The following is a 26,902-nucleotide window of genomic DNA, read 5'->3' on the forward strand; positions in this document are numbered from 1 at the left end:
AGAGTCCGGCTCTCCTGTATTTTAGGCAAATTCGCCCTAAATTTTCCCGTTTGTTCTCATTTTGGTCCATTTCTCGTTTGGAAGATGAGAACAAATATGGTACATCAAACCCGCGTTGCAGTCGCTCGGACCCTATGAGATAAGGAAACGACTTCATGGTTCAGAACGCTTTGCGGGTGGTGGAGACAGACTCAGTGGATAAGAAAAAAGCCTTGGATTCCGCGCTCAGCCAGATCGAGCGGGCCTTCGGCAAGGGCTCGATCATGCGCCTTGGCGAGAACGAGGTGGTGGAAACCGAGGTGGTCTCGACCGGATCTCTGGGCCTGGACATCGGGCTGGGGATCGGCGGGCTGCCGCGCGGCCGTATCGTCGAGATCTATGGGCCCGAGAGCTCCGGTAAGACGACCCTGGCGCTGCATGTGGTGGCCGAGGCCCAGAAGGCCGGCGGCACCTGCGCCTTTGTCGATGCCGAGCATGCTCTTGACCCGATCTATGCCAACAAGCTGGGCGTCAATGTCGAAGAGCTGCTGATTTCCCAGCCCGACGCGGGCGAGCAGGCGCTGGAGATCGCCGACACCCTGGTGCGCTCCGGGGCGATCGACGTTCTGGTCGTGGATTCGGTTGCGGCCCTGGTGCCGCGCGCCGAACTGGAAGGCGACATGGGCGATTCCCTGCCGGGCCTGCAGGCCCGGCTGATGAGCCAGGCCCTGCGCAAGCTCACCAGTTCGATCTCCAAGTCCCAGACCCTGGTGATTTTCATCAACCAGATCCGCATGAAGATCGGTGTGATGTTCGGCAATCCGGAAACCACCACCGGCGGCCATGCGCTGAAGTTCTATTCCTCCGTGCGCCTCGATATCCGCCGCATCGGTGCCATCAAGGACAAGGATGTGGTGGTCGGCAACCAGACCCGGGTCAAGGTTGTGAAGAACAAGATGGCCCCGCCTTTCCGCGTGGTGGAGTTCGACATCACCTACGGCGAGGGCATCTCCAAGACCGGCGAGTTGCTGGATCTCGGGGTGCAGGCGAGCATCGTCGACAAGGCCGGCGCCTGGTTTTCCTACGACGGTCAGCGCATCGGCCAGGGGCGCGAGAACGCCAAGACCTTCCTGAAGGAGAATCCCGAGATTGCCGCCCAGATCGAGCACCGGGTGCGGGAGAACGCGGGCCTCGTCTCCGCGGCCATGCTCGAAGGCGGGCCCGAGGGCGAAGGGGCCACCGACAAAGGTGCCGTGAGCGAAGAGGCCGCTTCGTCCTGATCGCCGTCTCCGGCTGCTTTGCGACAGGGGCCAAGCAAGTAAGAAGGCCCCGCGCAAGCGAGGCCGTGTCGACAAAAAGCGGGCCCCTCTCGGGGCCCGTTTTCTTCTGCTCTGCGATGCCTTCGCGGTCCTGCGATGCGCGCCCTACGATGCGCGCCCTGCGAAGTTCGCCGGCTCTCCAGTGCCGGCCGGGCCCATCGCTTTGGGGCCGATCGCTTTGGGCCGGTCCTTATCGAACCTTGGCGTAGCCGGCCGTGAAACCTTGCAGCGAGAAGGGCACGTTGATCGCCCCGCCGGTACTGGACTGCACCGATACCATGGCCTCGTTGCCGGCCCTGAAGGCATTCACAAGGCTGTCGTTCAAGGGCATGTAGGCCCGGCAGCCATCGCGCCGGCAGACCTCGAAGGCCTGGCTCGAAATCTCACGGCCGTCGACGCTCACCCGAATGCCGTTGGCAAGGGGAATGCCCAGCGGCATGGCCACAAGCATGGAATGCTGTGGGTTGGAGCGAAACGGCCCGACAGTCACGATCAGGATCGGCTGCTGCGTGTTGGGCTCCAGAAAGCGCTGCGAGATGAAGCAGGACTGGTCCGAGGCGGGCTGACTGCCAGCGGCCGCCGGGTCGTTCGGGACCGTGCAGATCAACTGCCAGCGCCCGAAGCTTTCGCCGGTCGGCTCTAACCTCTGCTGGGGCGGCGGGCCCGGAACCAGCCCCGGTGCCGGCTGCTGTTGCTGTTGAGCCTCTGCTGCCGGGGACAGCAGGCTGGCGGCCACGAGCACGGTCAGGAACGCCGCGAAGGGGCGGATCAGCCCGGTCGGGACGCTGCAGGAAGCCTGCTGGACAGGGGAGGACGGGGCAGCGGAAGACGAGACGGCGGTTGCAGCGGCTGGCTGGGGCCGGCGGAAACCGCCGAGGACGGATTGCAAAGCCATGAGGGCGGGCGTTCTCCAGACGAATGGTACTCTGCCCGGCTACCGCAGCCGCCGGGCGATCTCCCCTTCACATAATCGGACGCCGGCGAAAATGCCAGCGCTAAGCCTGAGGCGTCGCGGCATCGTGAGGGTTCTTGAGGTCTTTGGCGGGTTTCCGGCGGGCGGGCTTTCGGTGGACAGGTCCTGAGGGCCGCGCTACAACGCCCTGCCCTGTGGCCCAGGCTGCCGGCTCTCCCGATGAAACCTGGAGAAGTTCTAACTTGAGGCGCAAGCCTCTGGCGAATAAATATAGACCATGAGCACTGGCAACGAAATCCGGACGGCGTTTTTGGACTATTTCGGGCGTAACGGCCACGAGATCGTCGACTCCTCGCCGTTGGTCCCCCGCAACGATCCAACGCTGCTGTTCACGGCGGCGGGCATGGTGCAGTTCAAGAACGTCTTCACCGGCAACGAGACGCGGCCCTACAGCCGCGCGGTCACCTCACAGAAATGTCTCCGGGCCGGGGGCAAGCACAACGACCTGGAAAACGTCGGCTACACCGCCCGCCTTCACACCTTCTTCGAGATGCTGGGGAACTTTTCCTTCGGCGATTACTTCAAGGACCTGGCCATCGAGCTGGCCTGGAACCTGGTCACCAAGGAATTCGGCCTGCCGCGCGACCGTCTCCTGGTGACGGTCTATGCCGAAGACGATCAGGCAGCGGAGCTCTGGAAGAAGATCGCCGGTCTGCCGGAAGAACGCATCCTGCGCATCGCCACGTCAGACAACTTCTGGGCGATGGGCGACACCGGGCCCTGCGGGCCCTGTTCGGAGATCTTCTTCGACCACGGCGAACACCTTCCCGGCGGCCCGCCGGGCAGTCCCGATGAGGACGGTGACCGCTTCGTCGAGATCTGGAACCTGGTCTTCATGCAGTACGAGCAGGTCGATGCGCAGACCCGCAACGACCTTCCCAAGCCGTCGATCGACACCGGCATGGGGCTGGAGCGTATCTCCGCGGTGCTGCAGGGCAAGCACGACAACTACGACACCGATCTGCTGCGTGCCATCATCGAGGCTTCGGCGGAGTACTCGGGACAGGCCGCGGACGGTGAGCACGCGGTCTCCCACCGTGTGATCGCCGACCACCTGCGGGCCAGCGCTTTTCTGGTCGCCGACGGTGTGCTGCCGTCCAACGAGGGGCGTGGCTACGTTCTGCGCAGGATCATGCGCCGGGGGATGCGCCATGCCCATCTGCTCGGCTGCAAGGACCCGCTGATGTGGCGGCTTGTGCCGTCGCTGGTATCGATGATGGGTGTTGCCTTCCCCGAGCTGGCGCGCGCCGACGCCCTGATCACCGAGACCCTGAAGCTGGAGGAAACTCGCTTCAAGGACACGCTGGGCCGGGGCCTGAAGCTCCTGGAAGAGGAAACCGACAAGCTGAGCGCCAACGGCGCTCTCGACGGCGAGGTCGCCTTCAAGCTCTACGATACCTACGGCTTTCCGCTCGACCTTACTCAGGACATCCTGCGGGGCCAGGGACGCAGCGTCGACACCGCCGGCTTCGATTCCGCCATGGAGCGGCAGCGGGCCGCGGCCCGAAAGGCCTGGGCCGGCTCCGGCGAGGCGGCGACCGAGACCCTCTGGTTCGAACTGCGCGAGCGCTTGGGCGCAACCGAGTTTCTCGGCTACGGCACGGAGTCCGCGGAAGGTCAGGTGGTTGCCCTGGTGGTCGACGGCCAGGACGTCGCGGAGGTTTCTGCCGGCCAGAACGTTCAGCTTCTGGTCAACCAGACGCCTTTCTATGGCGAGTCCGGCGGACAGGAAGGGGACCGCGGCGCGATCTTCAGCGCGTCCGGCGGCGAGCTGCATGTCAGCGACACCCAGAAGAAGCTGGGCGACCTCCACGTGCATATCGGTGTCATGGCCCATGGCAGCCTGAAGGTCGGCGATGCTGTCGAACTGCGGGTCGACGGAGAGCGGCGCAGGGGCCTGCGGATTCATCACTCCGCCACCCACCTTCTGCACGAAGCGTTGCGGCGGCGTCTGGGTAACCATGTCACCCAGAAGGGATCCCTTGTCGCCGAGGACCGGTTGCGCTTCGACATCAGCCATCCCAAGCCGATGACGGCAGAGGACGTGCAGGTCGTCGAGGCCGAGGTCAACGCCCGCATTCGCGAAAACGCCGCCGTCGAAACCCGCTTCATGACCCCCGATGAGGCCATCGAGGCCGGGGCTCTCGCGCTCTTCGGCGAGAAGTACGGCGACGAGGTGCGGGTTCTCTCCATGGGCGGGGAAGACCCGGTCAAAGGCGGGCAGCAGTTCTCCACCGAGCTCTGCGGCGGCACCCATGTCGCGCGCACCGGCGATATCGGCTACTTCAAGGTTACCGGGGAGACGGCCCTGGCTTCGGGTGTGCGGCGGATCGAGGCCCTGGCCGGCGCAGCAGCGGCGTCCCATGCGGCCGGGCAAGCGTCCGCCCTGGCCGAGGCGGCCGCCCTGATGAAGGTGGCGCCGGAAGATCTCAACGGGCGTATCGAGGCGCTGCTGGAAGAACGCAAGCGTCTCGACCGCGAGGTTGGCGATCTGCGGCGCAAGCTCGCCACGGGCGGCGGCGGCGCTGCCAACAGCGACACCCGCGAGATTGCCGGCTTGAAGTTTGCCGCAAGAGTGCTGGAGGGCATTCCGCCGAAGGACCTGAAACCCATGGCCGACGACCTGAAGAAGCAGATCGGCTCCGGCGTGGTGGTTCTGGTTGCCGTCAACGACGGCAAGGCCTCGCTGGTGGTCGGTGTGACTGACGATGCCACCGCCAAGGCGAGCGCGGTGGACCTGGTCAAGGTCGGCTCGGCGGCCTTGGGCGGCAAGGGCGGTGGCGGCCGGCCGGACATGGCCCAGGCCGGCGGCCCCGACGGTGCCGCCGCGGCCGAGGCCGTCACGGCGATCGAAGCGGCCCTCGCCGCCGGCTAGATCACGTCCGGTTAATCCGGCGCGCCCGGCCTTGGCGGGTAAACGGCATCGTCCTTTGCCCCGTCTTCGGAGACGACATGCACCTCCCGCTGGGGGAAGGGGATGGTGAAGCCCGCCGCTTCCAGCGTCAGCTTCGAAGCCTTCGTCAGGTCGAACAGCAGCGGCCAGTAGTCGTCCTTGCCGCACCAGCAGCGCAGGTTCAGGGTCACTGCGCTGTCGGCCAGACTGTGCACCAGAACCTGCGGTGGCGGATCGCCCAGCACCCTGGCGTCTCCGGTCAACAGTCCCATGAGGACATCCTGGCCCCTGGCGAGATCGTCGCTGTAGCTGATGCCCACCAGCAGATCCAGCCGCCGGGTCGGCAGCCGGCTGTAGTTCATGATGGACGCGTTCCACAGACGGGCGTTCGGCACGGAGCGGTAAACACCGTCGAAGGTTGTGAGTTGGGTCACGAAGAGGCCGATCTCTTCCACCGTGCCGGCCTGACCCTCGGCATCGATGTAGTCGCCAACCTGGAAGGGGCGCAGGAACAGCAGCATCATGCCGGCGGCGATGTTCTGCAGAGTGCCCTGCAAGGCCAGACCGATGGCGATTCCGGCGGCCCCCAGCATGGCGATGATGCTGGTGGTCTGCACGCCGAACTGGGCGAGCACGGCGACGAGGACGATGATCAGGATCGCATAGCGCACGGTGTTGGCGATCACCGGGCGCAGGGTACGGTCCATACGCGGCGTGCGGTCGAGAACCCGCAGGATCGTCTTGCGGACCCAGCCGGCAAGAACCCAACCGATTGCCAGCAGGACGATCCCGGCCAGCAAGTCCCAGGCATAGACGAGCAGCTGGTCGCCCAGCCGGCTCAGGGTCGCGATCTGTGCGGCGTCCAACTCCATGGCAGGGATCCGCTAAGGCCCCGCGGCCGCAAGGGGCGGGGGGCCGGCGGCGTCAATCGACGTCGGCGGCGACGCGCAGGGTGATGATCTTGTCGGGATCGCGCACCGTGCCGCTCTGGTCGCCGCGCGGTGCCTTCTTGATCATGTCGATGAACTCCATGCCTTCGACCACGCGGCCCCAGACGGTGTACTGCTTGTCGAGAAAACGGGCCGGGGCGAAGGTGATGAAGAACTGGCTGTTGGCGCTGTTGGGGCTCTGCGAGCGCGCCATCCCGACTACGCCGCGCTCAAAGGGTTCGGCCGAAAACTCGGCGGGAATGTCGGGCAGGTCGGAGCCGCCGCGCCCGGTTCCGGTCGGATCGCCGGTCTGCGCCATGAACCCGTCGATCACCCGGTGAAAGACGATGCCGTCATAGAACTCGCGCCGAACCAGGGTCTTGATCTGTTCGACGTGCTGGGGCGCCAGGTCGGGCAGCATCTCGATCCGCACCACCCCATCCTTCAGTTCCATGACCAGGGTATTCTCGGGGTCCGACTGGGCGCCGGCATCGTTGCTTGCGAGGGTCATGGCGAAAATTCCAATCGCGAGAAGTGAAAGAAACGATCTCATTGCAAAAGCTCCAGCGCGCAGGGTTTTGGCAGGCTAGCTCATGGCCTTTTGCAGGTTTTCATCCAGCTTGTCCATGAATTCGTCGGTTGTCATCCACTTCTGATCGGGGTCGATCAGCAGGGCGAGATCCTTGGTCATGGAGCCGGATTCCACGGTTTCGATGCAGACACGTTCCAGGTCGCCGGCAAACTTCACGACCTCCGGCGTCTCGTCGAAGGTGCCGCGGAAGTGCAGCCCGCGCGTCCAGGCGAAGATCGAGGCGATGGGGTTGGTCGAGGTCGGTTTGCCCTGCTGATGCAGCCTGTAGTGGCGCGTCACCGTCCCGTGCGCGGCCTCGGCCTCGATGGTCTTGCCGTCGGGGGTCATCAGCACGGAGGTCATGAGCCCGAGGGAGCCGAAGCCCTGGGCCACGGTGTCGGACTGCACGTCGCCGTCGTAGTTCTTGCAGGCCCAGACATAGCCGCCGGACCACTTCATGGCGGCGGCCACCATGTCGTCGATCAGCCGGTGTTCGTAATGGATACCCTTGGCCTCGAAGGCAGCCTTGAACTCCTTGTCGAAGGTCTCCTGGAAGATGTCCTTGAAGCGCCCGTCATAGACCTTGAGGATGGTGTTCTTGGTCGAGAGGTAGACCGGCCAGCCGAGGTTCAGCCCGTAGTTCAGGCAGGCTCGGGCAAAGCCGCGGATCGACTCGTCGAGGTTGTACATGCCGATTGCAACGCCGGCCTCCGGGAAGTCGAAGATGTCGTAGGTGGTCGGCTCCCCACCGTCGGCGGGCTGGAAAGTCATGGTCAGCTTGCCGGCGCCGGGCACCTTGAAATCAGTGGCCCGGTACTGGTCGCCGAAGGCGTGACGGCCGATGACGATCGGCTGGGTCCAGCCCGGCACCAGGCGCGGGACATTGCTGATGATGATCGGCTGACGGAAGATGGTGCCGCCGACAATGTTGCGGATCGTCCCGTTGGGTGAACGCCACATCTTCTTCAGCCCGAACTCCTCCACCCGCGCCTCGTCCGGCGTGATGGTCGCGCACTTCACGCCGACGCGGTGTTCTTTGATGGCATTGGCGGAATCGATTGTGATCTGATCGTTGGTCTCGTCGCGCTTCTGGACGGAGAGGTCGTAGTACTTCAGATCGACGTCGAGGTAAGGCAGGATCAACTTGGCCTTGATCTTCTCCCAGATGATGCGTGTCATCTCGTCGCCGTCGAGTTCGACGATCGGGTTTTTCACCTTGATTTTGCCCATCTGGAGTCTCCGGAGGTACTGAGGGTGGGAAGAAGGCTCGCCGGCTGCCCGGGAAGGCTGGCGCGCTGCGCCGCAACATAGCAGGCTGTCCGCAGGGTGCAAGGGAGCCGCCCCAGCCTTCGCCGAGGGGCCGGAGGCACCCGCGGGCGCAGTCGGCGGACCCGGCCGCAGCGCGGGCGCCGGCCCCGGCCGAGGCGCGGCTACATCTGTTCGATCTTGTCGGGGATCGCGGGACTGGGGGCCTTTGCCGCAGCCTCCAGAACCTCTTCGACGCTGTCCACCACCTGAAACAGGCCGTCGGTGGGTCCCCTGAGGTAGCCTTCCTCGATCTGATGGTCGATGAGGCGCAGCAGAGGGTCCCAGTAGCCGTCGATGTTGACCAGCAGGATCGGCTTGTCGTGCAGCTTCAACTGGCGCCAGGTGATGATTTCGAAGGTCTCGTCCAGGGTGCCGAGCCCACCGGGCAGGGCGCAGAAGGCATCGGCCCGTTCAGCCATCAATTGCTTGCGGCTGTGCATGGAGTCGACCACCAGGTATTCGCTGGCATTGCGCAGGCCGACCTCGAGCGCCTCCAGGTGATGGGGAATGATCGCCACAACCCGTCCGCCCGCCGCCAAGGCCCCTTCGGCGACGGCCCCCATCAGGCCGACACGCCCGCCGCCGAAGACGATGTCGACGCCGCTTTCCGCGGCCAGGCGTCCCAGCCGCTGGGCGGCACTCAAGTGGCTTTCGCGGACCCGGCCCGAGGACCCGCAGTAGACGCAAAGTGCGGATAGTTTCGTCATCACAAACCCGTTACCGGCCGAGGGCCCTTAATGGCACAATTGAATTTGCCCCCTGATGCGGTAGTGTGACCCTGCGTCACAACCGCGTGATCGCCTTCTAGCACAGCCCGGCGGCCGGCCGCCAGCGATGGCCGTCTGCCGTGTTTGTGGAAAAGAGGTGAACTCACCTGCGCCGCTCGCAGGACGCAAGACAAAGGCCCGAGTAGTCAAAATGGGGCCGGGTGACAACAATCAAGGAGCAGATCAAGATGCTACGGAAGTCGATTCTTGCAGCAGGGGCTTGCGCAGTTGCCGCGGGCGCCGTGCTGATGTCGAACAGCGTGGTGCCGACCTCCCATGCGAGCGACCTGCAGGTTGCCGACGCCCATGAAATGGCGGCGGTGAAGCAGCGCCAACAAACGATGAAGGACGTTGGCGGCAACATGAAAATCATTGCCGAGTTCGTGAAGGCCTCCAAGGGGTCGGCGGCTGAAGCCTCAGCAGCGGCGGCCAAGATCGGCGAACTGGCCACTTCGATCCCCGAGATCTTCGAGGTCAAGGCGACGCTTGAGCAGATGGACACTGTCGGCAAGAACCGGTCAAAGCCGGAAATCTGGTCTGACTGGGATGGCTTCCTCGAGCGTGGCAAGGTGTTGGAGGACGAGGCCGCGAAGATGGCCGCCGTGCTCAACAGCGGGGATGCGGGCACCATCCAAGCCCAGTTCGCCACCTTTGGGAAAGAGGGGTGTGGCGGCTGCCATACGACCTATCGCGGCCCCGAGACCTAGATTTCAAGATCGGGCTTCAGAAAGCGGGGCCAAGGGACGGTGGGCGCGGGGCGACCGCGTCCGCCGTCACCGCGCGAACGTCGGTCTCAACCGCGACGGTTGGTGAGCATGGTATCGAGTGCAGGCAGAGTGCAGGCGCTGCTGCGCCGCTTGGCGTGCGGGGCAGTCTGCGGCGTTGCGGCTGTGTGGTCGGCGCCGGTGGCTGGCCAGTCCGCAGAGCAACCGGCGGTTTCGCCAGAAGACGTACTATCAGAAGACGTATTGGTAGAAGATCTATCTGAAGACGCGGCGGTCAGCGACGCCGTTCAAAGAGGGGCTTACGTCTTCCGCGCTGCCGGCTGCCACAGCTGTCATACCGACACCAAGGGCGGTGGCGCACCGCTGGCCGGTGGCCGCGCCTTGAAGACGCCCTTCGGTACCTTCTACAGCCCCAACATCACGCCGCATCCGGTCTACGGTATCGGTGCCTGGAGCGACGAGGATTTCGAGGCGGCTCTCCGTCACGGGGTTTCGCCGGACGGCGATCCCTACTATCCCTCCTTTCCCTACACGTCCTACACCGGGATGAGCGACGAGGACATCGCGGACCTGCAGGCCTATCTCTTCGCACAGGAACCGGTCGAAACCCAGAACAAGCCGCATGACCTCGACTTCCCCTACAGCCTGCGCTTCACGCTGGGGCTCTGGAAGACCATGTTCTTCGAGGCCGGTGCCTACCAGGAAGACGACCAGAAGGATGCGGCCTGGAACCGGGGCGCCTATCTGACCCGGCACCTCGGGCACTGCGGCGAATGTCACAGTCCGAGAGGCTTTCTGGGTGCAGTCGACGACAGTCTGGAACTGGCCGGCAACCCGGAGGGCCCGGACGGCGGCAAGGTGCCCAACCTGACGCCGGCGGAGAACGGCCTCGCGGGTTGGAGCGAATCCGACATCGCGGGCGCGCTCAAAATCGGGATCACACCGGAGGGCGACTTCCTCGGCGACTCCATGGGCGAGGTGATCGAGCATGGCACCAGCCATCTCAGCGACGACGACCTGACTGCAATAGCCATATATCTCAAGAGCTTACCGGCCAATAGCGGACCTTGATCCTAAGCCGGCCGGCATTGCGCCCCTGTGCCCCGCGTACTAGGCTGTTTCGCAGGGACAGGAGGCTAGGGGTTTGAAAAGGCTTGTACTCGGTCTGGGCGTGGCCGCCGTCGCGGGGGCAGCCCTGATAGGATACCTGCAGTTTGGCGGCGAGGACGCGCCTCGGCCCGTCGCTGGAGGCACGGCTCCGTCCGAGAGCGCCGCTGAACAAAGCCCTGAATCGGTGGAGGCAGAAACGGCGGGCAGCGGATCGGAGGGGGCCGCCAGCCCGGATCCTGTGACCCCGGCTGCCGGCGACGGGTCTGTTGCGCAACCGGCAAAACCGGAGGTCAAGCGCCGAGAGCAGCAGGCCGCCTTGCCGACGACAGCTACGGAAGAGGCCGCAGACGGCACGGCGCCGACTTTCGATGTGGTCCGTGTGGAGCCCAGCGGCGAGGCGGTCATCGCCGGGCGCGCCGAGCCCAACAGCGAAGTGAAGGTCACCCTGGGTGCCGATGGGGCGGTGGGAACGACGAAGGCCGACAGCAGCGGTGCCTGGGCGATCGTTGCTGAACGACCGCTGGCGCCGGGCAGCCACGAGATCGGGATCGAAGCCACGGCGCCGGGCGGCGGAAAGCAGCTCTCCGAGGACCTGGTGGTGGTCATGGTGCCTGAGCCCGCACCAGCTTCACCGGCGCCGGGCGCCGAAGGGGCCGCGCCGCCGCAGACCGGCGAGACCGCCGCAGCAAGCCCGGGCGAAACGCCCCCGGTACTGGCGGTCCTTACTCCGCGGGGCGGGGGGGCCAGCAAGGTGCTGCCGCAGCAGCCGGAGGAGGGCATTGCCGCCGGCGGCCTGGTACTGGATTCCGTGGACTACGACGAAACGGGCCGGGCCATCCTCGGGGGTCGGGCCGCGCCTGGCGCGCGGATGCTGGTCTATCTCGACAACAAGCCCATCGGCGAAGCGATTGCCGACGCCGATGGGCGTTGGGCCCTGTCACCCGCATCGCCGATCCTCGAAGGGCTGCACGACCTGCGGGTAGACCAACTGGCGGACGACGGATCTGTTGTGGCGCGGGTGGAAACGCCGTTCTCGCGGGAGCCGGCCCGGCAGATCGCTGACGGTGAGGACTACGTCATCGTACAGCCGGGGAACTCTCTCTGGCGGATCGCGCGCCGCACTTATGGTCAGGGCCTGCGCTACTCTGTGATCTACCAGGCCAACGCGGACCAGATCCGCGATCCGGATCTGATCTATCCGGGCCAGGTCTTCGCCCTTCCCAGAGTGAACTGACCGTTGCTGAACTGCTAGCGGGGTATCCTGCGGCGGAGCCTCTCGGCCCTCTTCTCCGTCAGGTCGCTGCTTCGGCGGCGCTGTTTGCTGCGTCGGCGCTGTCGGCGGTGTCGGCCGCTGCGTCCTCGTCCGCGGTCTTGGCGTCGGCAGTCTCATCGACCGGGGCCTCATCGACCGGGGCCTCATCGTCCGGGATCTCATTGTCGCCGATTGCAGGACGCGGCAGGGCGACAGCTTCGCCGAGAAGATCGAGATAGGGCTTGCAGGCGGCGACGATGCAGGCGGCGGTGGCGATCACGTTGACCGGCGTGCGCGGTGCCGGGGACGCCAGTTCGGCCGTCAGAACCATGTCTTGCTGATCCGAAAGCATGATCTGGCCGCAGCCGAGACGGTCCGTGGCGGCTATGACCGAGCGAGCCAGCCGGCGGCCCTCGGGCGATTCGGCAGTGTAGGGCAGCTTGCCAAGGTTTGCTTTCAGCCGCAGCGGCGCGGAACGATCCGCCAGTTCGGCCTCGAAGCGGATTCCGCAGGCGGTAAATGTGAAGAGCAAAGGCTGGTCGGGGTCACGGCGGCTAATGTGACCGTCTTCACCCAGCTCGATGGATCCCACCTCCAGCGGCAGTCCGGCGTCGGCCACTGACTTGACCGCCGACTTCCCGTCGTCCTTCGAGGTCGTGGATTCGCTTGGCTCGTTCCCCGGGGCGTCCAAGGCAATATCTCCCGCATCAACAAGCCCCAAGGCTAGCAGTTCGGCTTTAACGATCGGTAAAGCACCAGTTTCTCAGAATTTTCGGCTGTTTGAGGGCCGGCGGCTGGTCTATTACTGCTTTACTGATTCAGGACTGGGGGCAGGACAACCGCGTGTTCAGAAGCGTATTGGTTCCAATCCATCGGGCCGGCTGGCCCTTCATTGCGGCGGCGCTGGCTGCGGCGATTCTGCTGGGCTTGCTGTGGGAGCCGCTGTTCTGGCTGGGTCTCTTGGCCGCGGCATTCTGCACCTACTTCTTCCGCGATCCGCCGCGGGTGACGCCGACGCGGCCGGGTCTGGTCATCGCTCCGGCCGATGGGCTGGTGCAGATGATCGAAAGGGCGGTGCCGCCGCCGGAGCTGGAGATGGGAGGCGAAGCGCTCACCCGGATCTCGATCTTCCTCAACGTCTTCAACGTGCACATCAACCGGGTTCCGATCGACGGCAGGATATCGGCCGTTGCCTACCGGCCGGGCAAGTTTCTCAATGCGGCGCTCGACAAGGCCTCGGTCGACAACGAGCGCATGTCGCTGAAGGTCACGACCTTCGACGGTGTCGACATCGCCTTCGTGCAGATTGCCGGCCTGGTCGCGCGCCGCATTGTCTGCAATGTCTCGGAGGATCAGCCGGTGCGTGCAGGTCAGGTCTTTGGCCTGATCCGTTTCGGCAGCCGTATGGACGTCTATCTTCCCGAGGGCGTGGCACCGCTGGTGTCGCTCTATCAGACGACCATCGCTGGCGAGACGGTGCTCGCCGACCTGCAGTCCGGAGAGCCCGCACGCCAGGGAGAGGAGCGCTAAGGTGGCGCGCTTGCGCAGACGGCGCGTTTCGGCGCTTTCGATCAACCGGATGATCCCCAATGCGCTGACGCTGCTGGCGCTCTGCGCCGGGTTGACGGCAATCCGGCTGGCGCTGCTGGACCGATGGGAGGCGGCGGTGGGGGCCGTGGTGGTAGCGATGCTGCTCGACGGGCTGGATGGCCGTATCGCCCGCCTCATGGGGGCGACCAGCGAGTTCGGGGCGCAGCTTGATTCGCTGTCGGACGTCATCGCCTTCGGTGTGACGCCAGCGGTGGTGATCTATCTCTGGACGCTCTCCGATGCCGGGGGGCTCGGCTGGGCGCTCTGTCTGGTGTTTGCCGCGTGTTGTGCCCTGCGTCTGGCGCGCTTCAACGCCGCTCTGGGAGAGGACAGTCCGCAGCCCCTGGCCGGGCGGTTCTTTGTCGGTGTGCCCGCTCCGGCCGCTGCCGGCCTTGCCTTGCTGCCGTTGACCATGAGCTTTGTCTTCGGCGACAGCATTCTGCGCAGCGATCTGCTGAACCTCCTGACCCTGCTGGGCGTCGCCATCCTGATGGTGAGCCAGGTCCCGACGTTCTCTGCCAAGCGTCTGAAACTGCGTCCGCCCCAGCGCCGCATTGCCATGGTGGGGCTGGTCCTGTTTGCCGCTTTCCTGATATCCGAGCCCTGGATCACCGTGACCCTGGTCGGTCTGCTGTATCTGGCCAGCATTCCCGTGGCCGCCGTTCAGTACCGCAAGGAGGCTCGTGCGCTGGCTCTTGAGCAGGAAAGCAGCGACAAGCCCGCGGCTGCAGCGGACGACGAAGAAAGCCCCGACTAGGCATTTGCCCGCTGGGTGCCTTTCCGTCAGGCCGGTCTCCGGTCCGGGTCTCTCGCTTTACTCCGCAGCCTGCGGAACGCCGGGGCTGCCCTTCCCGATTTCGCCGGTGCCGCTTTCCGGGTCGGATTGCGGCGCGTCGGGAGACCCGCCGCGGCGGCCCCGCCTGCGCTCCAGCATGCCTTTCAGATTGTCGCGGAGCATAAGCGCGCTCGGGGTCACGAAGAGGGTGAGCAGCGTTGCGAAGGTGAGCCCGAAGACGATGGCCGTGGAGAGCTGACGCCACCACTGGGTCGAGGGCGCGCCGACCTGGACGGTGCGGGAAAAGAAGTCGATGTTGGTTGCCAGGACCATGGGCATGAGCCCCAGGATCGTGGTGATGGTGGTCAGCAGCACCGGGCGCAGGCGCTGGGCGCCGGTTCGCAGGATGGCTTCCCTGGTGTTTGCCGTCGTCGCGCGCAGCCGGTCGAAAGTATCGATCAGCACGATGTTGTTGTTCACGACGATGCCGGCCAGGGCGATAACGCCGATGCCGGACATGACGATGCCAAAAGGCTGATTGGTGACGAGCAGACCGATCATCACGCCCACGGTCGACATGATCACCGCAGTGAGGATCAGGAAGGCGCTGTAGAAGCTGTTGAACTGGGTCACCAGGATGATCGCCATCATGAACAGCGCGACACCGAAGGCCTTGCCGAGGAAGTCCGAAGCAGCCTTCTGTTCCTCGTCCTCGCCCTTGAAGGTAATCGCCAGCAGGGGGTCGAAGTCCTGCTCGGCAAGCCAGCTTCGGATTTCCTGCACCTTGTCGTCGGCCAGGAGGCCCTGCGCCACGTCGGCCTTGATCGTCATCGCACGGCGGCTGTCGGTGCGCTTCAGCAGGCCGACCCGGGGTTTCGCCTCGCGGGTCACGAAGTTGGAAATGGGGATCAATCCGGAAGAGGTCTGAATTCGGATCAGATCGAGCTGCTCGATGTTGCGATACTGCTCGGGCAGGCGCACAACGATGTCGATTTCCTCGGTGCTGTCGTCAGGCCTATAGTCGCCGAGGTCCATGCCGTTGGTCAGCATGCGCACATAACTGCCGATCAGGCTGACGTCGGCATCGAACTTCGCGGCCTGGGCGCGATCGACCGCCAACTCCCACTCGATACCGGGAATCTGGGCACCGTCTTCGATGTCGACGAAGCCGCCGATTTCGGTCATCGCCCGGCCGATGCGCTGCACCGCCGGTTCAATCAGGGACGGCTGGGCGGAGGCTACCTCGATCTGCACCGGCTTGCCGACCGGGGGCCCCGACTCTTCCTTGCGCGCCTCGACGAAAACACCGGCAAAGATCGCGCTGCGTTCGCGGACCTCATTGAGGACCTCATCCGCCGGCCGGCGTGAGAACCAGTCGGTGAACTCCACCGTGATCTTGCCGATCACGTCTTCCGCCTCGTCGCCGCCCTGGGTGCCGGAGGAGGCCATGGACTGCGCGCTGATGGCATGGAACTCGCCGTACTCGCGCTGCATGGCCAGGACGACACTCTCGACCTGGCGGACCAGTTCGTCGCGTTCCTCGACCGAGAGGTTGCCGCGGGCATGGAGCTGCAGCACCGCGTTCTGCGGCTCCACGTCAGGGAAAAACTCGACACCGCGGCCGAAGGTTGCGTAGGCCATCTGAACGCCGACCAGCAGCGCGACGGCAAAGAGCAGGATCTTGGCAGGGTGCCGCAGGACAAAGCTGAGCACGTTCAGGTAGGTGCCGGTGAAGCCGCCCACATCCTTCAGATCGCCGGTTTCGCCGGCAGCCAGCGCCTTCATCGTCTTGGGGTCGGCGGTGCCGCCCGGCTTGCCGAAGACCGAGCCCAGGGTCGGCACGAAGATCAGGGCCATCATGAGCGACGCACTCAAGGTGGCGATCAGGGTGATGGGCAGGTACTTCATGAATTCGCCGACCACGCCGGGCCAGAACATCAGGGGCAGGAAGGCGGCCAAGGTGGTGGCCGTCGCGGCAATGATCGGCCAGGCCATACGCTTTGCGGCCAGCGCATAGGCTTCTCGCTTCGGCCGGCCTTCGCTCATCTTGCGGTCGGCGTACTCGGTGACGACGATGGCACCGTCGACCAACATGCCGACGGCCAGAATCAGCGCAAAGAGGACGACGATGTTGACTGTCAGACCGCCGATGGCGAGCACCAGGATGCCGGTCAGAAAGGAACCCGGAATAGCGATGCCGACCAGCAGCGCGGAGCGCAGGCCGAGGGCGGCAACCACCACCACCATAACCAGCAGCACTGCGCTGAGAACGTTGTTCTGAAGGTCGAGCAGGTTGTTGCGGATGTCGGTCGACTTGTCCTGACTGTAAGTGACGGAGACAGTCTCAGGCCACGTCTTCCGCGCCTCTTCGACCACGGCACGCACGTCCTCGATGGTCTCGATGATGTTCTCACCGGTGCGCTTGGAGACCTCCAGGGCCAGTGCCGGCTCGCCGTTCAGCCGCGCAAAGCCGTCTGAGTCCTTGAAGGTGCGTCTGAGGCTGGCGATGTCGCGAAAGCGGACGACGGCATCGTCGTTCACCTTGACCGGCAGATTGATGATGTCCTCGACGGTCTCGAAAAGGCCGGGAACCTTCACGGCGAAGCGACCCTGGCCGGTGTCCATCGATCCCGCAGCCACGACGCGGTTCGATTTTGAGACCATCTCCAGGATGTCGGTGGCGTTGAGATTGTAGCTCTCCAGCGCCAGTGGATCGATCACCACTTCCACCAGTTCGTCGCGGTCGCCGGCGATTTTTGCTTCGAGGACGCTGGAAAGGCTCTCGATCCTGTCCTGCAGGTCCCGTGCGATGCGCAGCAGGGTCCGCTCGGGCGCGTTGCCGGAAAGCGAAACGGTCAGGACGGGGAAGAGGGAGAGGTTGATCTCGTGGACCGTCGGCTCGTCGGCGTCGTCAGGCAGTTCCGGCTTGGCGAGATCGACTTTCTCCCGGACGTCGATCAGGGCCTGGTCCGCGTCGAAGCCGGCGTCGAACTCCATCACCACATTGGCGCCGCCCAGGTAGGCGGTCGACGTCATTTCCTTGACGCCCTCGATCGCCCGCAACTCCTTTTCCAGCGGCTTGATCAGAAGCCGCTCTGCGTCCTCCGGCGAGATACCGTCGTGGGTCGCCACAACATAGAGCGTCGGAATGTTGATGTCGGGGGAGTCTTCCTTGGGAATGGAGACATAGGCCACGCTGCCCGCAACGAGGATCAGAATCAGGGTTGAGATAACGGTCCGGCTGCGCGAGATGGCAGCGTCGATGACGGCCTTCACGACGCTAGATCCTTCAGCCGTTCCTCAACCTCGGACTCCGGCACCGCCTTCACCTTTTCGCCGGGGCTTACGTACTCCTGGCCAACGGTGATCAAGGTCACATCGTCCGGCAGCCCGGTGATCCAGATGCCCTGGTTGTCGGTGTCGACAATCTTGGCCGCATGAAAGACGACACGGCCTTCCCCGTCCACGGCCTTCACCCCGATCAGTCCGCTGTCTGAGAGGGTCAGGATTGCGGGCGATACGATGTGGGCCTGCGTTTCGGCGAGGGGCAGGGCAATCTCGGCGGTCATGCCATCGGCGATGCGTCCGTCCGGGTTCTCGACCTCGAGCTCGACGCGGAAGGTTCGGGTCGCCTCGTCCGCGACGGTGGAGATGTGCCGGATGTGCCCGGTCACCTGGTCGCCGGTCATCAGCCGGGCGGCCCCCGTGTTGCCCAGTTGCAGGCGCTGGATATCGCGTTCGTTCACCTGGGTGACGATCAGCATCGGGTTCAGTTCGACCAGGCGCGCGATGGCGTCGCCGCGGTCGACGTAGTCGCCGATCTCCATCATCCGCTCGTCGACGATGCCGTCGAAGGGCGCGCGGATTTCGGTGTAGGCCAGTTCGACCTCGGCAATTTTCACCGCCGCTTCCGCCGCCTGCAGAGAGGCCTCTGTGGCAGCGACCTGGGTCTCCGCGCGGAACCCTTTCTGGGAGAGTTTCTGGTCGGCCTCGTATTCGATCTTGCGCTGGGCGAGCAGGGCCTTGGCTTCTGCCAGACGTGCCGGCCGGTCGCCGGCAGACAACCGCGCGATGACGTCCCCGGCCGCGACCACGGTGCCGTCATCGACGGCCAACTCGATCAGGCGTCCATCGGTCTCGACCTTGATCTCGACCTTGCGGTTGGCTTCGGTGCGGCCGCGCAGCAGATCGACGATGGCATGGGTCTGCGCGGTCGAACTGCGCACCCGCACGCTCGGCACTTTGTCGAGTGCGGCGAGGTCGGCCGGCGGCTTCTGCGCTTCCGGCTCGGCGCCGCTCTCGCCAAGCTGGCCGGAGGCGACCCAGGCCGTCGCCGCAACGGCGAACACAAGTGCCAGGATAAAGGAGCGTTTCATCTTGCCGTAGTCTTCTGTTCTAAATGTCTCGTTGCGCTTTCGGGGGTTATACGCAGGAACGCGGCTTAGTGTTTCCCTCCCCGTGGGTTGCGGCGTTGTTTCTTTGTCTCGGCCTCTCGCGGCGACTCCTCACTCAGCCACCAGGGCGGCCGGATGGGCGATTTCGCCCAGAAGAGCCTCGCGGTTCGTTTCCAGATACTCCGCCGCCGCGCGGTAAACCGCGATCCCCATGCCGCGCACGAAGCAGGCCCCCGAGGGCCCCATGTTGTTGGCGGCGCAGTCTTCCATGCGTTCGAGGGATTCCCGATACCAGGCGATACGCTGATCGATCAGCTCGGCGACGCGCGCCGGCGGCAGGCACTGGGCGAAAAACAGGATGAAAAGGAAGTCCGAGCGCACGCGGTCGGCATCCGGTTCGACCAGCAGAGCCTCGGTAAAGGCGTCCTCGCCCTGCGGTGTGATGGAATAGATCTTCTTGTCGGGACGCTTCTCCTGCGCCTCCGCCCGGCAGGCCACCAGACCTTCCGCGCTCAACGCGTTCAACGCCGGATAGATCGATCCGAAGCTGGCTTGGTGGAAGTGGCTGAAGGGGCCTTCCGCGAAGGCCTTTTTGATTTCGTAGCCGCTGGCCTCTCCGCGCGAGAGGACCCCCAGGCAAAGAGTCTTAACGTCCATGGCAAACTTCCGGCTGGCTGGGTTGTGACGGCCAGTTTGTTATATCGGCCCGAGATATATCAATTCAATATATACAACGGAGACCACAACGGCTTGTACAACGCTGTCTGCAAGGCCGCCATGCGGCGGATGCAAGGCTGCATTTGCCACAAATGCCGGAAAAATTATCAACAATATCAAATATTTGCACGAGTTCTCCGAGCCTAGTAAAATCAGGCAAAGTCAAATTCGGCATGGCAGGACCATGATTCAGGGTTTCTCGATTTCGGTCTCCGGCCTGATGGCGCAGAGCAAGCGTCTCGCCGTTTCGGCCGACAACGTGGCGAACATGCGCAGCCGCGGGGTCGATCCGGAGGGGCCGGCAGAACAGCCGGGCGCGTACCGGCCCAAGCGCGTCGTCGACGTGACCGCCGGAGGCGGCGGTGTGCGCGGCGAGGTGCGTCCAATCGCACCGGCTTCGGTCGAAACCTATGAGCCCGGCAGCCCGGATGCCGATGCCGAGGGGCGGGTCAACCGTCCGAACGTCAACCTGGCCGAGGAACTGGTGACCCAGATCCAGGCGCGGCGGGCCTACGAAGCCAATGCCGCCGCTATCCGGACCCAGGACGAAGTGACCGAAAGCCTGCTAGACATTAAGTCCTAGCTCTGGCCCGCGCGGCCGGCGTGCGACGCCGAAGATGGTCAGCGTTCTTGGTGGATGAAACCGGGCGCATCCGGACGCCTATCGGTTGTAAATCCCTAGAGTTTCAGAGGCCCCCAAGACGACAGGCGCGGCTTCGCCCTGGGCGTACCCCGTTGGCCTATTAGTATGTTCTAAACAGATTTTAAGGTTGCGTAATCATTTTGTGCAGTATTGGTCGGCGTTTGTGATGTTTCCACAAGGGCCGGACCACGATGGTTGATCTTCTCAACAGATTTAAAATCCGCACCAGGATCGGTGTTGCCTTGGCGGTGCCGCTGCTTGGCCTGCTGGTGCTCGCTGCTATCGCCGTTGGTGGACAATGGCGCATCGCGGGCGAGATGGACCGTCTTGACGCCCTGGCCAACCTGGCGCCTGAGATCTCGGCCATGGTCCATGAGCTTCAGAAGGAGCGCGGCGCCTCCGCCGGCTTTATCGGCAAGAAGGGGCAAGGGGCTTTCGCCGAGAGACTGACCACTCAGCGTCAGGCCACGGACGCCCAGTACGAGCAGTTTGCTGCGGCCATCGATGCATTTGACACCGCTGCTTACGGCCCGGTCTTTCAGGGGAAACTCAAGGCAGCCCTGGACATGGTGTCCCAGTTGCAGCAGCAGCGGGCCGCGGTCAGCGCTCTCTCTCTGACCGTCGGCGAGATGGCAAAGTACTACACGACAACCATCGCAAGACTGCTTGATAATGTCGGTGAGATGGCCGTGCTCAGCACCGATGCCAGTGTCGCCAACTCGATTGCGGCCTACATCAGCTTTCTGCAGGCCAAGGAACGGGCGGGAATCGAGCGCGCCATGGGCGCCAACGGCTTCGGCAAGGGCAGCTTCGCACCGGCCATCCATCAGCGCTTCGTGTCCCTGGTCGCCCAACAGCAGGCCTTTCTCTCGACCTTCCGCGCCTACGCGTCTGAAAGTCAGCGTGCGTATCTGGCTGAGACCGAGAAGGCAGGGGCGTTCGGCGAGGTCGAGCGCATGCGGGGGCTCGCAATCGGCAGCGCCTACGGTGGCGACCTGGGCGGCGTGACCGGGCCGGTCTGGTTCGACACCATCACGCAGAAGATCAACCTTCTGAAAGATGTGGAGGATCGGATCGCCGCCGACCTGCAGGTACAGGTCAGCACCCTGGGTGCGCAGGCGCAACGCACCCTCTTCATTGACGTGTTCATAACCTTGGCTCTGTTGATTGGTACGCTCGCGGTTGTAACGGTTGCGGTGCGCAGCGTGACCGGTCCGCTTGCCCGTACGACGGAGCAGGTGAAGGTTCTGGCGTCCGGCGATCTCTCGATTGAGATCGACGGCGCGGCGCGGCGCGATGAGCTTGGTGACATGGCGCGCGCGGTTCAGGTCTTCAAAGATCAGGGAATCGAGGCGGAGCGCCAAAGCCAGGAGCGCAAACGCGAACGCGAGCGCGCCGAGCAGGAGAAGCGCGACGCGATCCGCTCTCTTGCCGCTGATGTCGAGGCCAGCCTCGACCCGGTCGTCAATGAGGTCTCCACGGCTTCGAACCAGCTGCGTATCACCGCCGAGGGACTGTCCACGGTCGCGTCCCAGACCAGCGAAAGCGCCAATGACGTCTCGGTGGCTGCCGACCAGGCTTCGGCCAACGTTCAGACCGTCGCTTCTGCCGCAGAGGAACTTTCCAGTTCGATCGGCGAGATCACCCGCCAGGTCTCTCAGTCCCGGGAGATTTCGGGGAAGGCCGTTGCCGAAGCCGATCGCGCCAGCGAGACCGTCAACGGCCTCGCCGAAGCCGCGCAGAAGATCGGCGATGTGGTCAATCTCATCCAGGACATTGCCGAGCAGACCAATCTTCTGGCGCTCAACGCGACCATCGAGGCAGCGCGGGCCGGCGAGGCGGGCAAGGGCTTTGCCGTGGTTGCCAGCGAGGTGAAGTCTCTGGCCAACCAGACCGCCAAAGCGACCGAAGACATCGGGGCGCAGATCAGCGGCATGCAGGCGGCAACCAGCGAAACGGTGGATGCGATCACGGGTGTGCGCGGGACCATCGACCAGATCGGTACAACCGCAACCGCGATCGCTTCCGCTGTCGAAGAGCAGTTGGCGGCGACCCAGGAGATCTCGCGCAATGCCCAGGAGGTGGCGCGCGGCACCACGGAGGTGACCACCAACATCGGTGCCGTCACCGAAGCGGCGTCGAACTCCGGGCAGTCCGCCGGCGAGGTGCTGCGCGCCTCCGAACAGCTGTCGAAGGGCTCGGATGTCCTGCGCAGCAAGCTCGACGAGTTCCTGGCCCGACTCCGCGCCGCCTAAACCGCGGCCCTCATACCTGCGCAGCGACGGAGCTATCCTGAAGCGGCACGACTCCGGCCGGGCGGTCGAGAGCCAGGCGGTCGAGAGCCGGGCAGGTGAGAGTCAGACCTGCAGCGCCGGTAACGTTGCCGGGAGCGTTGTGGAAAGGCGCGCGCCTTCGGATCCCGGGGGCTCGGGATGGCGCTCCAAGCGGTCAGCAAACAAGCAAGAAGCCCGCAATCCCTTGCGGGAGAGCAGGCTTTGGTTCCCCAGTACACGCTGGCTCAGTGCGCGCTGCTGGCCAGCAGGTTAAGCGGCAATGCCCTCGCGCCACGCAGAGGTGGACTTGCAGGACTGACAGATGCGCTCACCCGGCCAGGTGCTCAAGAAGTCAGTGCCGCACATCAGGCAGGCGCGCTTCTTCTTCTCGTATGAGCGGTCGGACTTCGGCTTGGAGTTTTTTGTTGAGTTGCTCATGGGCGGGTAGATACCAGTCCGGACGTTTCTATTGCAACAAAAATGTTGCACTGCGGTGACGATTCGTTGCAGGTCAGATTTGCAACCTTCGCATGGCATCGGGTCTTTTAGGCGTGACGTCTGGTCGGGTCTGCTGTCGACTTCAGCGCACCTGCCATGACCATCGACCTGGGTGCGGACCGGCGCGCTGCCAAAGGCGATAAGATTACGGTCCCAAGGGCCGTCCCAGAGGCTGCCACCGAGCCTCGGCTTGCCGGGGTGAGCGGCGCTCCTCGGTTTTCAATCGGCAGGCGGATGCGTCCGCCACCGCCCTGCTGCGGTGAGTCAGACGAAACCAGAAAACAATTCCAGGTAGTAGATCTGACCCGGTTCCACAGGGCTGTTTGTCGCCGCTTTAAGGATCTGGTAAGCTTTTCATACCTTCGCGGCTTTGTGACCCCGGAAGGTACCGGGAGAACCCGGAAGGCATCGGGCAGCGACGGCTAAAAACCAAAGGCAAGCAGGGACAAAGAGCACGCCGAGATAAGAAGCACAGGGAGAGGTGCGATGTACCGTTCTGTCATTGAGAGCAAGCAGGAAGGCAGCGAGCGCCGGCGTCTTCTGCGCTGGGTTGAAGGGGTCGCCGTGGCGGCCGTTGTGGTTGTCGGGGTGACCTACCTCTTCGGGCTGCTTCAGTTCTAGATCGACGGATAAGCGCCCACCGGGCCGAGACCAGACGCTGTCTTCAGAGAAGGCTGCTTGCCGAGGACAGGCTCTGAGGCGACGGAGCGGCGACGACGGCGGCCTCATGCTGTGACTCCCGCCAGGTGACCGCGACCAGCAAAACCACTGCGAGGGCGACGGCCATGCTGAGGAGGTCGCGCCGCGTTACCAGCGCGCGGTGGCGAGAGGTTCTGCGTCTGGGTCTGATCATCGCGCTGCCGGGCTTCCAAGGCTTAAGGGTCATTGCTCTGTCGGCAGACCCCTGGCGCGGGTTCAAGCACGCTTCGTCTTTAAAGGGTCTCTATTTCTTTCTACGAGGGGGAAGCGGGTTCCGTTTCCTCGGCCGTGAAGAAATCTTCAGCGCCACCGCAGCAGGCTGCGTTCCAAGGCGGTGATGGCCGCGCCGAAGATAAGGCCGAGCACCGACAGGCAGACGACCCCGGCCAGCAGCTGGTCGGTGGCCATCAGGTGACCCGCCTGCAGGACGAAGGCGCCGAGGCCGTACTCGGCGCCGATCATCTCGGCCGCCACCACCAGGATGAGGGCGACGGAGGACGAGATTCGGAAGCCGGCGATGATTGTCGGCATGGCGCCGGGCAGGACCACCTTGCGGACGATGTCGCGCGGCGGCAGGTCGAAGGACTGGGCCATGCGGATGAGGTTGCGGGCGACTCCGTCGATGCCGCTGTAGCAGTTGATGACTGTGGGGAAGAAGACGCCGAGCGCAATGGTGGCGAGCTTGGAAGGCTCCCCGATGCCGAACCAGAGGATGAAGAGCGGCAGCAGGGCGATCTTGGGCACCGGGAAGATTGCCGAGACCAGGGGCATGCCGATGGAGCGGGCCAGCGTGAAGAGCCCCATGGCGGTGCCGAGCGCAAGGCCGGCGGCCGTACCGATGGCCCAGCCGCCGAGGATGCGCCCGAGGGAGGCGGTGAAGTGGCGCCAGAGCTCGCCGCTGGCCGCGACATCGTAGAGCGCCTGGGCGATGTGCGCCGGGCTGGGCAGGAAGAGGGGGTTGATCCAGCCCAGGCTGCTGCCGCCCTGCCAGAAGGCGATCAAAGCGGCGAAGACCAGCAGCGCCGGCCCGCGGCGCTGGCCGGGGGCGAAACCGCCGCCGCGGAAGCGCACGCGGTCTTGCGCCGTCTCGCGGCCGAGCTCAGCCATCGGCCATCTCCCGCTCCGCCGAGCGTGCCTCCTCCTTGATCAGCGTCCAGAGATGCTGCTGCAGGCGCGCCAGTTCGGCCTGCGCCTCGGGCCTGCCGCGCTCGCTCTGCGGAACGGCGAGGGGGACGGTCTCGCGCAGCCGGCCGGGACGCCGCGACAGCACCGCCACCCGGTCGGCCAGGCGCAGCGCCTCGGTCAGGTTGTGGGTTACGTAAACCGCGGTCGTCTTCTCGCGCAGCCAGAGATCCAGGAAGTCCTCCATCAGCAGGTCGCGGGTCTGGGCGTCGAGAGCAGAGAGCGGTTCGTCCATCAGCAGTACGGCCGGGCGCACGGCGAGGGCCCGGGCAATGCCCACCCGCTGGCGCATGCCGCCGGAAAGCTGGCGCGGATAGGCCGAGGAGAAGTCGCTCAGCTTGGTCCGTTCCAGGACCTCGGCGATACGGCTGTGCCGCTCGTTGCCGGAGAGGGTGTGGTGCTCCAACGCCAGGGAGACGTTGTCGGCCACCGTGCGCCAGGGCAGCAGCGCGAAGTCCTGGAAGACGTAGGTCAGCGGGTTCAGGCAGTCCGCCGGCACGGCGCCCTCGGCCACCACCCGGCCGCTGCTGGGCTGCAGAAGGCCGCCCAGGATACCGAGCAGGGTCGACTTGCCGCAGCCTGAAGGGCCGATGAGCGCCAGGGTCTCGCCTGCCTGGACTGTGAGCGAGATGTCTTCCAGAACCGTCAGATCGTCGTAGCGGTGGCCGACGGCCTCGAGACGCAGTTCCATGGATAGCGGCTGGACAGATCGTTCAGTTGGTCGGCACGTCCAGATGACCCTCGATAAAGCTGAGGTCGACGAAGTCCGCCGGGTCGACGTCCTTGCCGACCAGCCCCTGGGCCTGCATCCAGGCGACCTGGTCGTAGATCGACTGCACCTTCAGCCGGCCCTCCGGGTCGATGAAGGGGGCGCCCGCCTTGATCGAGGCCGGTTTGGCCTTGGTGTACTTCTCGATGATCGGAATGAGCGCCTCGGCCTCGGCACCAAAAACGCGCTGGCCGGCGGCGTCGCGCTGCATGAAGGCCTCGGCATAGTCGGCCGCGGCGCGCTGATAGGCGCGCACGAAGCGCTCCACCACGTCACGCCGCTCCTCGACATTGCGCGAGGAGGTGAAGAGCCCGCCGAGCTGATAGGGCGTGTACTGGTGAACCCAGCCGATGATCTTCGCCGAACCGTCGTTCTCCAGCCGGGTGGCGATGTGTGCCGGCAGGATGATGGAGTCGACCTGGCCCGACTTCACCGCGCCGATCATGTTCGGCACCTTCTCGAGCGGCTTCAGTTGGATGTCGTCCAGATCCATGCTCAGCCTGTCGGCCAGCATGCCGATCATCAGGTGGAAGGAGGAGCCCTTCTGGGTCATGCCGAGGGAGCGGCCGGCGAACTTCTCCGGGCTGTCGAAGCCGGCCGCGTAGGCTTGGTTGGAGGCGATGTAGGCGGAGAAGTCGAAGCCCGGCTCTTCGCGGCTCTGCGCACCGATCACCTTGAGCGCGCCCTTGCCGGCGAGATTGTAGAAGCCGGCGGTGAAGGCGGTGACGCCGAAGTCGGCATCGCCCGAAGCGATGGAAACCGCAACCGGCTGTGCGGCGCGGAAGAACTTGAACTCCACCTCCAGGCCTTCCTCGGCGTAGTAGCCCTTGTCCTGGGCGATGAACAGCGGCGAGGAGGAGACGAAGGTGAGGGCGGAGATGGTGATCTTCTCCGCCTGCGCAGCCGTGGCGCCGAGCGCGAGGCTGCAGGCGAGGGAAGCGGCGGCAAGGCCGCGGCGCAGCGGGCGAAACATGGTGGTTCTGTCCTCCCCGGAAGCTTTCTTGGTGTGTTCTTTGAAGGCCTGCACGCTATCCGCGGGCTTGTGCCGGGTCAATGGGCGCCCCATCGAGCGGCAGCACGTTGGTGTACTTCACCTGCTTGAGGGCGAAGCTCGATTCGATGGAGGCGACGTTGCCGACGCGCGTCAGCTTGGTCTTGAGGAAGCGCTCGTAGGCCGCGAGGTCGGCCACCACCACGCGCAGCAGGTAGTCCTGCGTGCCGGTCATCAGATAGCACTCCAGGACCTCGGGGTAGGCGCTGACCTCCGCCTCGAAGCGGTCCAGGTCCTCCTCCTGCTGGCGCTCCAGCTTGATGGAGATGAAGACCGAGACCGGCAGGCCGACGGCGTGCTGGGCGACCAGCGCGACGTAGCGGTCGATGATGCCCGCTTCCTCCAGGAGGCGCACCCGCCGCAGGCAGGGCGAGGGGGAGAGGCCGATCTTCTCCGCCAGGTCGACGTTGCTGAGCCGGCCGTCGGCCTGCAGGGCGGTGAGGATCTTGCGATCGATGGTATCGAGGTCCATAGATGGCAGGATA

Annotated in this window: 23 protein-coding genes; 10 read left to right on the forward strand and 13 right to left on the reverse strand. The window is 64.8% G+C overall.

Annotation, left to right across the window (positions count from 1 at the left end; genetic code table 11):
• Window positions 1-155: 155 nt before the first annotated feature.
• Entirely contained in the window at window positions 156-1,259 is a 1,104-nt protein-coding gene (gene recA, locus Q0982_RS02065) for a recombinase RecA (protein WP_299391277.1), read from the forward strand.
• Window positions 1,260-1,488: 229 nt separating this feature from the next.
• On the opposite strand, the gene Q0982_RS02070 is transcribed toward recA, so the two are convergent.
• Window positions 1,489-2,193, reverse strand: coding sequence for an invasion associated locus B family protein (locus Q0982_RS02070; RefSeq protein ID WP_299391279.1), 705 nt, complete (start codon window positions 2,191-2,193; stop codon window positions 1,489-1,491).
• 295 nt (window positions 2,194-2,488) lie between these two features.
• Between Q0982_RS02070 and alaS the strand changes: the two genes are divergently transcribed.
• Window positions 2,489-5,146: an alanine--tRNA ligase gene (gene alaS, locus Q0982_RS02075; RefSeq protein WP_299391280.1), complete on the forward strand. Its 2,658-nt coding sequence runs from the start codon at window positions 2,489-2,491 to the stop codon at window positions 5,144-5,146.
• A gap of 11 nt (window positions 5,147-5,157) precedes the next feature.
• On the opposite strand, the gene Q0982_RS02080 is transcribed toward alaS, so the two are convergent.
• The 4 genes from Q0982_RS02080 to Q0982_RS02095 form a co-directional block, all read right to left on the reverse strand.
• Window positions 5,158-6,036 carry a mechanosensitive ion channel family protein gene (locus Q0982_RS02080; protein WP_299391282.1) on the reverse strand — a complete coding sequence of 293 codons (879 nt, stop codon included), beginning with the start codon at window positions 6,034-6,036 and terminating at the stop codon, window positions 5,158-5,160.
• 52 nt (window positions 6,037-6,088) lie between these two features.
• A complete protein-coding gene (locus Q0982_RS02085) occupies window positions 6,089-6,604 on the reverse strand; it encodes a peptidylprolyl isomerase (protein ID WP_299391284.1) in 516 nt (171 codons plus the stop codon).
• A 75-nt stretch (window positions 6,605-6,679) separates the two neighbouring features.
• On the reverse strand, window positions 6,680-7,894 hold the full coding sequence (locus tag Q0982_RS02090) for an NADP-dependent isocitrate dehydrogenase (protein WP_299391285.1): 1,215 nt from the start codon (window positions 7,892-7,894) through the stop codon (window positions 6,680-6,682).
• Window positions 7,895-8,094: 200 nt separating this feature from the next.
• Window positions 8,095-8,679 carry a TIGR00730 family Rossman fold protein gene (locus Q0982_RS02095; RefSeq protein ID WP_299391287.1) on the reverse strand — a complete coding sequence of 195 codons (585 nt, stop codon included), beginning with the start codon at window positions 8,677-8,679 and terminating at the stop codon, window positions 8,095-8,097.
• 221 nt (window positions 8,680-8,900) lie between these two features.
• Here Q0982_RS02095 and Q0982_RS02100 point away from each other — a divergent pair, with 221 nt between their 5' ends.
• From Q0982_RS02100 to Q0982_RS02110, 3 genes are all read left to right on the forward strand, one after another.
• Window positions 8,901-9,446: a cytochrome c gene (locus Q0982_RS02100; protein WP_299391288.1), complete on the forward strand. Its 546-nt coding sequence runs from the start codon at window positions 8,901-8,903 to the stop codon at window positions 9,444-9,446.
• A 261-nt stretch (window positions 9,447-9,707) separates the two neighbouring features.
• A complete protein-coding gene (locus Q0982_RS02105) occupies window positions 9,708-10,535 on the forward strand; it encodes a cytochrome c (RefSeq protein WP_299391290.1) in 828 nt (275 codons plus the stop codon).
• 355 nt (window positions 10,536-10,890) lie between these two features.
• Window positions 10,891-11,808, forward strand: a complete 918-nt coding sequence (locus Q0982_RS02110; RefSeq protein ID WP_299391291.1) for a LysM peptidoglycan-binding domain-containing protein — start codon at window positions 10,891-10,893, stop codon at window positions 11,806-11,808.
• Window positions 11,809-11,866: 58 nt separating this feature from the next.
• Here Q0982_RS02110 and Q0982_RS02115 read toward each other — a convergent pair whose 3' ends face one another.
• Window positions 11,867-12,517 (reverse strand): hypothetical protein, encoded by a 651-nt coding sequence (locus Q0982_RS02115; protein ID WP_299391293.1) that lies wholly within the window; start codon window positions 12,515-12,517, stop codon window positions 11,867-11,869.
• 152 nt (window positions 12,518-12,669) lie between these two features.
• On the opposite strand from Q0982_RS02115, the gene Q0982_RS02120 reads away from it, so the two are divergent.
• Both Q0982_RS02120 and pssA read left to right on the forward strand, forming a co-directional pair.
• Window positions 12,670-13,356 carry a phosphatidylserine decarboxylase gene (locus Q0982_RS02120; RefSeq protein WP_322096931.1) on the forward strand — a complete coding sequence of 229 codons (687 nt, stop codon included), beginning with the start codon at window positions 12,670-12,672 and terminating at the stop codon, window positions 13,354-13,356.
• A 1-nt stretch (window position 13,357) separates the two neighbouring features.
• Window positions 13,358-14,173, forward strand: a complete 816-nt coding sequence (gene pssA / locus Q0982_RS02125; protein WP_299391294.1) for a CDP-diacylglycerol--serine O-phosphatidyltransferase — start codon at window positions 13,358-13,360, stop codon at window positions 14,171-14,173.
• A gap of 57 nt (window positions 14,174-14,230) precedes the next feature.
• On the opposite strand, the gene Q0982_RS02130 is transcribed toward pssA, so the two are convergent.
• The 3 genes from Q0982_RS02130 to Q0982_RS02140 form a co-directional block, all read right to left on the reverse strand.
• Window positions 14,231-17,467, reverse strand: coding sequence for an efflux RND transporter permease subunit (locus Q0982_RS02130; protein ID WP_299391296.1), 3,237 nt, complete (start codon window positions 17,465-17,467; stop codon window positions 14,231-14,233).
• On the reverse strand, window positions 17,464-18,567 hold the full coding sequence (locus Q0982_RS02135) for an efflux RND transporter periplasmic adaptor subunit (protein ID WP_299391297.1): 1,104 nt from the start codon (window positions 18,565-18,567) through the stop codon (window positions 17,464-17,466). Before Q0982_RS02135 ends, Q0982_RS02130 begins: the two co-directional genes overlap by 4 nt.
• Before the next feature lie 129 nt (window positions 18,568-18,696).
• The gene (locus Q0982_RS02140; protein WP_299391299.1) at window positions 18,697-19,242 is read right to left on the reverse strand and encodes a PadR family transcriptional regulator; all 546 of its coding nucleotides are present in this window, start codon (window positions 19,240-19,242) and stop codon (window positions 18,697-18,699) included.
• Window positions 19,243-19,486: 244 nt separating this feature from the next.
• Between Q0982_RS02140 and Q0982_RS02145 the strand changes: the two genes are divergently transcribed.
• From Q0982_RS02145 to Q0982_RS02155, 3 genes are all read left to right on the forward strand, one after another.
• Entirely contained in the window at window positions 19,487-19,885 is a 399-nt protein-coding gene (locus tag Q0982_RS02145; RefSeq protein ID WP_299391300.1) for a flagellar basal body rod protein FlgC, read from the forward strand.
• Between the two features lie 251 nt (window positions 19,886-20,136).
• Window positions 20,137-22,200, forward strand: coding sequence for a methyl-accepting chemotaxis protein (locus Q0982_RS02150; protein WP_299391302.1), 2,064 nt, complete (start codon window positions 20,137-20,139; stop codon window positions 22,198-22,200).
• Between the two features lie 1,002 nt (window positions 22,201-23,202).
• Entirely contained in the window at window positions 23,203-23,337 is a 135-nt protein-coding gene (locus Q0982_RS02155; RefSeq protein WP_299391303.1) for a hypothetical protein, read from the forward strand.
• 378 nt (window positions 23,338-23,715) lie between these two features.
• On the opposite strand, the gene Q0982_RS02160 is transcribed toward Q0982_RS02155, so the two are convergent.
• Genes Q0982_RS02160 through Q0982_RS02175 form a run of 4 tightly spaced genes read right to left on the reverse strand, consistent with a single transcriptional unit; the run spans window position 23,716 to window position 26,898 of the window.
• Window positions 23,716-24,522 carry an ABC transporter permease gene (locus Q0982_RS02160; protein ID WP_299391305.1) on the reverse strand — a complete coding sequence of 269 codons (807 nt, stop codon included), beginning with the start codon at window positions 24,520-24,522 and terminating at the stop codon, window positions 23,716-23,718.
• Window positions 24,515-25,288, reverse strand: a complete 774-nt coding sequence (locus tag Q0982_RS02165) for an ABC transporter ATP-binding protein (protein WP_299391306.1) — start codon at window positions 25,286-25,288, stop codon at window positions 24,515-24,517. Before Q0982_RS02165 ends, Q0982_RS02160 begins: the two co-directional genes overlap by 8 nt.
• 22 nt (window positions 25,289-25,310) lie before the next feature.
• A complete protein-coding gene (locus Q0982_RS02170) occupies window positions 25,311-26,339 on the reverse strand; it encodes an ABC transporter substrate-binding protein (protein WP_299391308.1) in 1,029 nt (342 codons plus the stop codon).
• Window positions 26,340-26,394: 55 nt separating this feature from the next.
• Entirely contained in the window at window positions 26,395-26,898 is a 504-nt protein-coding gene (locus Q0982_RS02175) for an Lrp/AsnC family transcriptional regulator (RefSeq protein ID WP_367575443.1), read from the reverse strand.
• Window positions 26,899-26,902: the final 4 nt, after the last annotated feature.

The organism is Pelagibius sp., assembly GCF_028281305.1.
In the GTDB taxonomy this organism is placed as follows: Bacteria; Pseudomonadota; Alphaproteobacteria; order Kiloniellales; family Kiloniellaceae; genus Pelagibius.